Source organism: Rickettsia endosymbiont of Proechinophthirus fluctus, from assembly GCF_001602635.1.
Lineage (GTDB): Bacteria > Pseudomonadota > Alphaproteobacteria > Rickettsiales > Rickettsiaceae > Rickettsia > Rickettsia rickettsii.
This window is the reverse complement of the sequence record NZ_LECS01000004.1, coordinates 825,532-835,418: the sequence shown is the minus strand read 5'-3', so window position 1 is coordinate 835,418 and position 9,887 is coordinate 825,532. Positions and strand designations below refer to the sequence as shown.

Here is a 9,887-nt window from a genome sequence, read left to right as displayed (position 1 = left end):
ATTCCCGCGTAGGCGGGAATATTTATCTCGCTTTACCCTGGATTCCCGCCTACGCGGGAATGACATAAGGAGTCATACAGTACGACAATAAACTTTAACATTAATTTAAAATGCGACCTGAATTTATTCATTTAAGAACTCAAAGCTCTTATTCTTTTCTAGAAAGTGCATTAACGATTGAGAAGGTAGTAGAACTTGCTTCATCGAATAAAATGCCTGCTATTTGTTTGGCAGATAAGGGAAATTTATTCGGCTCATTAGAGTTTGCATTATGTGCAGTAAAAAAAGGACTGCAGCCGATACACGGAGTTATTCTAAATATAAAATGCGATATAGATATTTTTGCTCAAATTTTGCTTATAGCTAAAGATGAAACTGGTTATAAAAATTTACTCAAACTATCAAGCCTTACTTTTACTAAAAATGATCGTAAGATATGTGATCATATTGATTTTGAAGATTTAATCGAATATCAAGAAGGATTAATAGGATTATGCTGTTATACCGACGGTATTGTCGGAAAATGCTTGCTAGCTCGCAACGAGGAGCAAGCGATGCTGTTTGCACGTAAATTAAAGGAAATTTTAGGAGATCGTTTTTACTTTGAGATTATGAGACATGAGCTACCGGAAGAACAGTTTATTGAGGATAGTTATATTAGAATTGCTGCCGAGCTTGCTATTCCGCTTGTTGCTACTAATAAAGTTTTGTTTAGTGAGAAAAGCATGCATGATGCACATGATGTATTGTTATGTATATCAGCCGGTGTTACTAAAGAATATCTGGATCGAAAAACAGTTAGTGAAAATTGTTATTTTAGATCACCGCATGAGATGATAGAGCTTTTTTCCGATTTACCTAGTGCCATCCAAAATACCGTGAATTTAAGAGAGCGTTGTTATTTTGCCGCACATGCAAACCCGCCGATGCTGCCTAATTTTGCCACCAAAGATATTAGTGAAACGGATTTAATTAAAAAAGATGCAAAAGAAGGGTTGCTTGCAAGGCTTGCTGCAAAGTTTAAATCTGAAAATATTGCGTTAGAGAATCAAGAAGCATTGAAAACCGAATATTTTGCTCGTCTTAATTATGAGCTGGATATTATCTGTAATATGAATTTTGCTGGTTATTTTTTGATTGTATCGGATTTTATTAAATGGAGTAAAAAAGAGGGTATTTTAGTCGGACCGGGTAGAGGATCGGGAGCAGGCTCGGTTGTTGCTTGGAGCTTGCTTATTACTGATCTCGATCCGATTAAATTTGGCTTATTATTTGAAAGATTTTTAAATCCTGAACGTATTTCAATGCCTGATTTTGATATTGATTTTTGTCAGGAAAGGCGTGAGGAAGTAATTAATTACGTACGTTCCAAATACGGTAATAATAGAGTAGGACAGATTATAACTTTCGGTAAGATGCAGGCAAAGGCTGTAATTAAGGATGTCGCTCGTGTGCTTAGCTTACCTTATAAATTCGCTGATTATCTAACGGAACTTGTCCCTTTTAGTGCAGTTAATCCAGTTAGCTTAGAACAGGCAATGCGTGAAGTTCCGGAGCTGGCAAATGCCGCTAAAGGTAATGGGCTGTATAATTTAGATGGTGAAGCGGAGTTAATTAAGTTAGTGATTGATACTTCGTTAATTCTTGAGGGGCTGCATAGGCATTCCTCAACTCATGCTGCAGGAATCGTAATAGCAGGTACTGATTTAGTCGATATAGTACCGGTATATAAAGATTCTAACTCCGATATGTTGGTAGTCGGTTATTCTATGAAATATTCCGAGATTGCCGGTTTAATTAAATTTGATTTTTTAGGGCTACAAACCCTAACGGTTATTACCGATTGTAAGAAACTGCTTAAAGAGCAAGGGATAGAAGTAGATTTTAACAATATGACGTTTGATGATAATAAGACTTATCAAATGTTGTGTAAAGGTAAAGGAGTCGGTGTTTTCCAATTTGAAAGTATCGGGATGAAAGATGCACTTAGACGCCTTAAACCTGATTCTATACATGATTTGATAGCGCTTGGTGCGTTATACCGTCCTGGTCCTATGGAAAATATTCCTACCTATATAGCTTGTAAGCATAAATTACAACAGCCTGATTATTTACATGAGCTATTGAAACCAATCTTAGAAGAAACTTACGGAGTGGTGATATATCAGGAGCAGGTACAAAGAATTGCTCAGGTTCTTGCAGGTTATACGCTAGGAGCTGCCGATTTACTTCGGAGAGCAATGGGTAAGAAGATAAAAAAAGAAATGGAGGAGCAGGAAGAAATTTTTGTTAAAGGAGCAATTGCTAATAATATTTCGGAATCTCAAGCTAAATCCATTTTTGCGACCGTGGCTAAATTTGCCGGATACGGTTTTAATAAGGCACATGCTGCGTCTTACGGTGTTATTTCATACCAAACTGCATATCTTAAAGCTAATTATCCTGCTGAATTTTTAGTAGCATGCTTAAATCTTGAATTGAATAATCACGATAAAATTAATTTATTTTTACAAGAAGCAAAAGATAATGGCATAAAAATTATTGCACCTAATATTAATATTTCTGAAGGGTATTTTAGTGTACAGTTTTCGGACACGGTCATCCCGCATAGCGTAAAGCCTGTCATACCGCGACTTGATCGTGGTATCCAGGACATTTCAAAAGATACCGTGGTCAAGCCACGGTATGACATTGCGGGTGCAATAATCTTCGCCTTAGGTGCTATTAAGGGAGTTACGCCGAATTTCGGTAAGTTAGTAACGGATGAGCGAAAAGCAAGAGGGGTATTTAAATCAATTACTGATTTTATTGAAAGATTACCCCCAAAATCTATTAACAGTAAATTATTGGAAAATTTAATCAAGTCAGGCTGTTTTGATGAGCTGCATGATAATCGATTGCAATTATTGTCAAGCATTCCAAAATTGCTTTCTTATTCAACTGCATATCACGAAGAGCAGGAATCTAATCAATTTAGCTTAATTAAAGTTTCTAGTTTAAGTCCAACTATTTTAGTATCAAGCGATTATGCCGATAAAAATACTTTAGCTTTTTATGAATTTGAGGCTATGGGTTTATTTATCTCTAATCATCCTCTTACGGAATATCAAGAAATATTTAGTCGTTTAAATATTTTAAATACTGCGGATTTGCATAATAACTTACCTGATGGTACTAACCGAGTAAATCTTGCCGGTGTAATACAAAAAAAGGATTCTCGTATGTCAGCAAGAGGTAGGTTTGTTACGCTCGTGCTTTCCGATCCTGAGAATATCTTTGAACTTAGTATTTTTAGTGAGGAAGTTTTAAAAGATTATGTACATTTACTTGATGTTAAAAGTTTGGTAGTTGTTAATTGTGACATAGTTAAAGATGAGGGAGGAATAAAACTAACGGCAAAAAGCTTTTCATCAATTGAGGATGCAATTAATAATAAACAATTTGAACTACAGTTTTATCCACAAAATCATGAAGAATTACGGCAGATAGTAACCTTGCTTGCAGCTCGTATAAATAATGAAGATCAGAGTAATGCTAAAGCTACAATCTATTTACAAAGCGCAGATATAAAGAATTTTGTAGCAAAAATTACATTACCTGAAAAATTCTTGCTCCAAGGGCAAGATTTTGAGATTTTAAAAGGATATAGTAAATAGCGTAGTTGTTGAGTGGTTCGGTTTTCCACTGTCATTCCCGCAAGGCATTGTTGTCTGGATATCGGGTCATCATTGTGAGCAGCCATAGGCTGCGTGGCAATCTCATGAAATAATAACAAACTTGAGATTGTGGACGTACAATTACTTCGTAATTTTCCTTGCAATGACGAAAAAACCGAGCCATGCAACAAAGCCAATGTCTCGCAGGAATGACATCGAAACCTTGAGTCAACTTTTTATAGGCAATACCTGAATTGACAGTAAAATGAATCTATTATTGATATAATTGAGTAATATTCTTTGATGTTTTTTGATCGCTAAATACTGCATTATTATTTTTATTATCGCTAAGTTCCATATATTTTGTTAGTTGATGTTTGTCTGCTATTAACTTTGCTTCTTTTTCTAAATTGATATTGTGCTCAAGATTTGGGTCTTTAATTAATTCTTTAAAATAATTACTTATGGATTTTAATCCCAATTTTCTCGTTAATTTACTTAAATACTTATAAAATTTATTTTTGATAGTTTGTTTTTTAGGTTCTGAATTTTTATTGAATGTATTATCGGTTTTAACTTCTTATTTTTTATCTTCTAATACTCCTGTATTAATTGATCTTTTGGTGTGTGATTTAGTTTTGAATTATCGGCTCTTACCCCAGCACCGGCATTATATATATACGATAATTTTTTCCGTTTTCTTTAGAATATTTTATAACATTTGTATGTAATCCTGTATTAGTAGGAGCATTAGAATATGATAAATATGCTTCTCCGGTTTTTTGCAGTTTATCATATATTTCATCTGTAGTTTTTTCTAAAAATTTTTTTAACTGCTCTGCTGGTGGTAATTCAGTTGAACTAGTTAATTTACGTAAAAAGGATTGCTTATAAATCTCATCTAAGCCATCCATAAAATGGTCTAATTTTTTACCTGTATTTTTGTCAGGATTTAAAGCTTTATACGCTTAGCTGTTATAAAATGAACTGAGCCTAAATTATAATCTTTTGTGAATTTATCATAGGTACGGGCATCGTCAAGCATTTCGCAGTACTGAGTTGCTTTTGCTTCATACTCTTCCGTATGTTATTTAAGGCTTGAGTGATATTTTCATAATGTTCTTTCAGCTTATTTTGGTTATTCTTGTTTAGAGCAGTATTTGTAAGTTGATTATCATAATTTTCTAAGTTACCGAACTTTCTATCATTATTTATATTCTCAACTATATTTTCAACTAATTGGTTAAGCAGAGATCAAAATAATCATGTATTATGAATAAATGTCAATAATTACTCACCTCAATATATCTACTTTATCTAATTGTTCCCATGTAAAATTTGCGTCTTCTCGACCGAAATGACTGTAAGAAGCTGTTTTTTGATAACATGGAGTGCGAAGCTTAAGATATTTAATAATTCTTCCTGGACGCATATCAAAATGCTGTGTTATGAGCTTAGTAATTTGTTCGTTGTTTAATGTGCTAGTACCGCAAGTTTCAGCATAAACAGATACGGGAGCAGCTACGCCTATTGTAGGATATTTGTATTTCACAGCAATCGGCAAGTCTTGCTCCTACTATATTCTTAGCAATATAGCGTGCCATGTAAGCAGCCGATCTATCTATTTTTGTTGGATCTTTTCCAGAAAAGCCACTGCTGTCGTGTCTTGCCATTCCTCCATAGCTGTCCACGATAAATTCCCTACAGGTTAAACTACAATCTGCAATGGGACCGTCTATAAAAACCGACCCGTTGGATTAATTAGGTATTTAGTGTCTTTATGCAGTAAATTGCTTGGTAATGCCTGTTTAATAATTTCTTCCATTACTGCTTCAATAAGGTCTTTTTGTTGTATTGCCAGATGATGCTGAGTTGATAAAACTACTGTATCAATGGCAATTGGTTTGTTATTTTCATATCGTAACGTGACTTGAGATTGTGCATCGGGTCTAAGACAAGATATTTTGTTTACGTAAATATACTTGTCTTGTCATTAATAAATGAGCGTAGTAAATCGGTGTGGGCATGAAACTATCCATTTCATTACAGGCATAACCGAAAACCATACCTTGGTCTCCTGCACCTATTTCATAGTCATTTGCATTGTCAACACCCATAGCTATATCGGGTGATTGTTAATGAGAGCTGAAATTACGACACAACAGCTACCGTCAAATTCATAATTTGGATTATTATAGCCGATTTCTTGTATCTTGCCACATACTATTTGCTCAATATCCACATAGGTACTAGGCCGCTCACTAGAACTAGACCGGTGGTTACAAATGTTTCACAGACAACACGACCGTTAGGGTCTTGTTTTAGAATCTCATCAAGTACCATATCTGAAATTTGATCGGCAATTTTGTCCGGATGCCCTCAGAAACTGACTCAGACGTAAATATAAAATTTTTCATACATTATGCTCCTTTTAAAATTCTTCAACTGTTATATTAATATATTTTTATATGCTTATTTTATCAAATATGTATGCTGTATTATATGTTGAAGTTATTTTTCTGGATTCCCGCTTTTGCGGGAATGACAGCAAGTCATGCAATAACGCCGCCTTTAGCTAGGAATGATACACCTTCAATGCATTTCCATCCAGTTATTACCTGCTCTAATTTCGGTTATAATCGGTACATCCATATTAGTAGAATTTTCCATGATTTTTTTAATAATAGGTGTTATAATTTCTACTTCATCAATCGGTGCTTCAAATAGTAATTCATCATGAATTTGCAGTACTAATCTTGTTTTAAGTTTATGTTTTTCTATTTCTTGATCTAGATTGATCATAGCAATTTTAATTATATCGGCATTAGTTCCTTGAATCGGAGCATTAATAGCCGCACGTTCTGCGAATTGTTTAAGCTTTTTATCATGAATTAGAGGTACAAAACATTTTCTGCCAAAGCAATTTGTGACATAGCCGTTGCTACTTGCAAAAGCTTTTGTTTGCTCCATATATTCTTGTACTCCTTTATATTCAGCAAAATATTTCTTGATATATGCGGATGCTTCGCCGTTAGTAACGTTTAATTGCTTAGCAAGCCCAAAAGCACTTATACCGTAAATGATACCAAAATTTATAGCTTTTGCTTTACGCCTATGTTCGCTAGTTAGTTCGTGTTTTTGTAAGTTAAAGATCTGACAAGCAGTTTGAGTATGGATATCGTCTTTATTGATAAATGCTTGTTTTAGTGCATCTATATTTGCGATATGGCTTAATATTCTAAGCTCAATTTGAGAATAATCGGCAGATATTAATTTATAACCTTCTTCAGCAATAAAAGCTTGTCTGATTTGATTCCCCTCACTAGAGCGAATAGGTACATTTTGTAGATTAGGTTCCTGTGAGCTAAGTCTTCCTGTAGTGGTAGAAGTTTGTAAAAATGTCGTATGTACTCTATGTGTTATATTATCTATCTGTTTCGGCAAACTATCGGTGTAGGTATTCTTTAATTTTGTTAGTTGCCTCCATCTTAATAACAAATCTGCAATATTATATCCATGCTCACTAAGTTTTTCTAGTATTTCTGCTCCCGTTGAGTAAGAGCTTGCTTTAGCTGAAGCTTTACCGAAAGGTAATTGCATTTTTTCGAATAAGATTTCGCCTAATTGTTTTGGCGAACCAATATTAAATTTAGTTCCGCTAAGAGCAAAAATTTCTTCTTCAAGTTTTAGAATTTCTGTTCCAAATTCAGCAGATAATTGTTTTAGGTAATTAGCATCTACTGTAATACCCACTTTCTCCATTTTATCTAAAATAAAACAAATAGGTAAATCAATGTTGCTATAAATTCTAAAGGTTTTGTTGTCTTTAAGTTCCCATATAGTTTGCTTATAAAGTGTGATAAAGTTTATTACTATTTTTGCTGATTTGATAATTATATTTTCTATCCAAGTTTCTTTCAAAACTTCTTTAAATAAATTTTTCTGTGATAAACCGGCAGATAACGCATACTGCATTAATTCTAAATCTTCTATAGCCGTAATGTCATGAGATTGGTTTGCATAAAATTTAAGTAGAGGTTTAAGAGAGTAAGTAATTTTTTTTATGGATTTATCGATTAGTAAATTGAAGATTATATCCGAAAACCAGTTGTTATTAGTTTTAGTATTGTAAGAAAATAGATCATGAGAAGTGTTTGAAATTTTAATAATATAGCTTTGGTTTTGCAGTGATAAAATAAAAGCAAGATTAGCTCCTTTATGCTGTAATAAATATATCCCGAATATTCCTATTTTCGTGGCTTCTTTAGCAAAGTCTGCTAACTCATTAGCATTATTAATTTCTTTTATTTCCGTTACTTTATTATCTGCTATTTCTTTGTAGTCGTTAATTTTAATATCCAATAAATTTTCTACTCTTTTATATAAAGATCTAAAACCGTATTCCTGTAAAAATCCTGTTAATTTATCGCTATTTGGAGGTGACCATTCTAAATTATTTAGCTGAAAATCTAAATCAACATTAGAATTAAGCCCTATTAACTGCCATGAAATTAACGCCATTTCTCTTGAATTTTGTAAAGTTTCACGTTGTTTTACGCTTGAGACTTGGTCTAAAGAGTTAAATATATTTTCTACAGAACCAAATTGTGTTATAAGACTACTTGCAGTTTTTGGTCCAATAGATGGTACACCCGGAATATTATCCGATCTATCGCCGATTAAAGCCATTACTTCACGTAATTTATCAGAAGTAGTGCCAAATTTTTTAACCACATCATCCTCCGTAATATATTTCCCTTTTAACGGATCATATATCTTGATGTTTTCAGTCATTAACTGTAATAAATCTTTATCGGAAGAGATAATGACTACATGTTCGCCAAGTGCAGCAGTTTTAGTAGCAAAGGTTGCGATAATGTCATCGGCTTCATAACCGTTCTTCTCTAGAATAGGAAAATTTAAGTTACTTGCAACATCACGAACTAAAGGTAATTGTACAATTAAATCTTCAGGGGGTGGAGGGCGGTTAGCTTTATAGTCGGGATAAATCTGATGGCGAAAATTTTCCCCACCGCTGTCAAATACTACAGCGACATGTTTAGGCTTAAAGTCGCTCAGTAATTTTAGCAGCATTGAAGTAAAACCGTAAAGAGCACCGACAGGCTTGCCTTTTGGTGAAGTTAAAGGCTGTTGTGCATAATAGGCTCTAAAAACAAATCCGTATCCGTCTATGAGCAATAAGGTATTTTTTTGAGTCATTTTATGATTTTATTTTTAATTAGATCGTCATTGCGAGGAAATTACGTAAGTAATTGACGAAGCAATCTCAGGAGTTTATTATTACTTCATGAGGTTACCGTGCAGCCTACAGCTACTCGTAATGACGACTCAATATTCGTGTGGGCAATGACGTAGCAAAACCTCACAACCCTACTATATTTCTAGCAAAATCATGTTGGTTGAATATTTTTAAGTCCTCTATCTTCTCACCTATACCGATAAAGTATAAGGGTAAATTAAATTTTTGTACTACTCCGACAATTACACCCGCTTTAGCACTGCCGTCTAGTTTAGTCACGATAAGCCCTGTCAAATTAGTAGCATCATTAAAATGTTCTATTTGGTTATAGGTATTTTGTCCGGTAATAGCATCAATGACTAAAACGCTATGAGTGGGGGCATTCTCGTCTAGTTTTTTTATAACTTTTACAATCTTAGACAGTTCATCCATCAAATTTTTCTTATTATGAAGCCTACCTGCTGTATCGATAAAAAGTATATCGATATTTTGTTTTATCGATTCTTCCATCCCGCGATAAGCAACACTTGCGGGATCAGCCGATTCTTCACCGGTAATAAGTAGTGCATTTGCTCTATTTGCCCAAGTACTTAGCTGATTTACGGCAGCTGCTCTAAAAGTATCGCAGGCTGCAACTGCTACTTTTTTACCTTGTGCTGAGTACATTGCAGCAAGCTTACCTATAGTCGTGGTTTTACCTGCTCCGTTAACACCGCAAACTAAAATTACGTTTAATTTATTTTCGCTTAAAGTAAAAGGAATTTCTGATTTTGATAGCTGCTGCTCTATTAATTTAGCAAGGGCTTCTTTTACTGTATCACTATCTATTTCTTTGTCAAATTTTACCTTTTTAAATTCTTTAATAATATTAGTTACTACCAAAACACTCATATCACTTGAGATAAGTAGCTCTTCTAGCTCTTCTAGAGTTTCTGCATCTAATTTTTTCTTGTAAAATATTTTGTCGATAC

The 9,887-nt window shown here is 33.9% G+C and carries 4 protein-coding genes and 3 pseudogenes; 1 reads left to right on the top strand and 6 read right to left on the bottom strand.

All coding sequences use genetic code 11. The features are described from left to right. Positions 1–110 precede the first annotated feature (110 nt). Positions 111–3,656, top strand: a complete 3,546-nt coding sequence (gene dnaE, locus BG75_RS06340) for a DNA polymerase III subunit alpha (RefSeq protein ID WP_062811813.1) — start codon at positions 111–113, stop codon at positions 3,654–3,656. 274 nt (positions 3,657–3,930) lie between these two features. On the opposite strand, the gene BG75_RS06335 is transcribed toward dnaE, so the two are convergent. The 6 genes and pseudogenes from BG75_RS06335 to ftsY all read right to left on the bottom strand — a co-directional run. Beyond that, positions 3,931–4,137 carry a hypothetical protein gene (locus tag BG75_RS06335; RefSeq protein ID WP_062811812.1) on the bottom strand — a complete coding sequence of 69 codons (207 nt, stop codon included), beginning with the start codon at positions 4,135–4,137 and terminating at the stop codon, positions 3,931–3,933. Between the two features lie 172 nt (positions 4,138–4,309). Next, positions 4,310–4,570 (bottom strand): hypothetical protein, encoded by a 261-nt coding sequence (locus BG75_RS06330; protein ID WP_062811811.1) that lies wholly within the window; start codon positions 4,568–4,570, stop codon positions 4,310–4,312. A 38-nt stretch (positions 4,571–4,608) separates the two neighbouring features. Continuing rightward, positions 4,609–4,883 (bottom strand): annotated as a pseudogene (locus tag BG75_RS06325) (hypothetical protein). 67 nt (positions 4,884–4,950) lie between these two features. Beyond that, positions 4,951–6,073 (bottom strand): annotated as a pseudogene (metK, locus tag BG75_RS08515) (methionine adenosyltransferase). A 175-nt stretch (positions 6,074–6,248) separates the two neighbouring features. After that, a complete protein-coding gene (gene polA / locus BG75_RS06310; RefSeq protein WP_062811810.1) occupies positions 6,249–8,876 on the bottom strand; it encodes a DNA polymerase I in 2,628 nt (875 codons plus the stop codon). A gap of 163 nt (positions 8,877–9,039) precedes the next feature. After that, positions 9,040–9,887: pseudogene (gene ftsY, locus BG75_RS06305) on the bottom strand (signal recognition particle-docking protein FtsY); the annotation flags it as partial.